Here is a 1,001-nt window from a genome sequence, read left to right on the forward strand (position 1 = left end):
GAAAGAGCCGGACGGTAAGGCACGCTATGAAAACTGGCTGATGTGGCTGTGCAACACCTTCGAAGTGGAAAGCGGCTACGCCGGGCTGTCGTTCGTTCTGCCCTACGCGCGTGAACGCATGTTTCCGTATGAATATGCCCTGGCGCAGCGTTTTTCCGGCGTGATGGTGGACTCCATTGGAACGCTTGAAGGGGGCGCAGCCGTCATTGGCCTGAAAGGTGCCTGCTGGTACACCATTCTGGGCAATCCGTGGCTGGAAAAGCTCGTCGGAGAAAATGACGTCGCACGACGTCTGGCGAATACACCGGAAATCAGCCTGCTCTCTTATAACAATGGTGTAATTCTGAAAGCCGGTGAGCTTCCTCCGGGCCTGGGAGAGATGAAAAAAGAAGGCCTTCCTCCGTTACTTGTGAAGATTAATCAAATCATCAGGCCGGTTCGCTATGATGAACCCCGCTCGCTACATTTTTACTCGTCCTATGAGAACCACCAGTTTAATAAAGAATCGACCATGAAGTGGTACCGGCGCTTCGATGAGGCCAGCGCCCTGCTGGACAGCGAGGAGCCTGAAACCTCATCTGAACCGGTACGCATTACCCGCTGGACCGATGAAAACGCCCCGCACGCCGGGCAGTGGGCCGCCATCGTTAACGGCACAACGGAGTATATTCAGACCCGGGAAGGGCAGAAGATGCCCGCCTTTGAGGATAAACACGGCAAAAAACACCGCGCCCGCTGGTCACTGCTTAAGCGTGACGACCAGGGCAGCGTATTTGTTATTCCGGAATAAGAGAAACAAGAGATGGAACTCAGTTATATCGAAAAATGGCTGCCGGAAGCATCGGTTAAATACAAGGACGGCAGCCCGGCGGTCAACCTCGGGCTGATTATCACCGTGTTCTTTAAAAACGGCCATACGCCGGAGGTTCGCCGAAAAATGGTGGAGTGTGTGGATCGTTATTACGGTGAATTTAAGCCGTTTCTCAGGAAAACGCTGCCGG

The 1,001-nt window shown here is 53.7% G+C and carries 1 protein-coding gene and 1 pseudogene; both read left to right on the top strand.

The window, feature by feature from the left end; translation table 11 throughout:
- Positions 1-790 (top strand): DUF3396 domain-containing protein (locus tag B498_RS00165; RefSeq protein WP_008503503.1); only part of this gene is annotated, 790 nt, incomplete at its 5' end.
- Positions 791-802: 12 nt separating this feature from the next.
- A pseudogene (locus B498_RS00160) lies at positions 803-1,001 on the top strand (DUF3396 domain-containing protein); the annotation flags it as partial.

The organism is Enterobacter sp. SST3 (assembly GCF_000286655.1).
Classification (GTDB): Bacteria; Pseudomonadota; Gammaproteobacteria; order Enterobacterales; family Enterobacteriaceae; genus Enterobacter; species Enterobacter roggenkampii.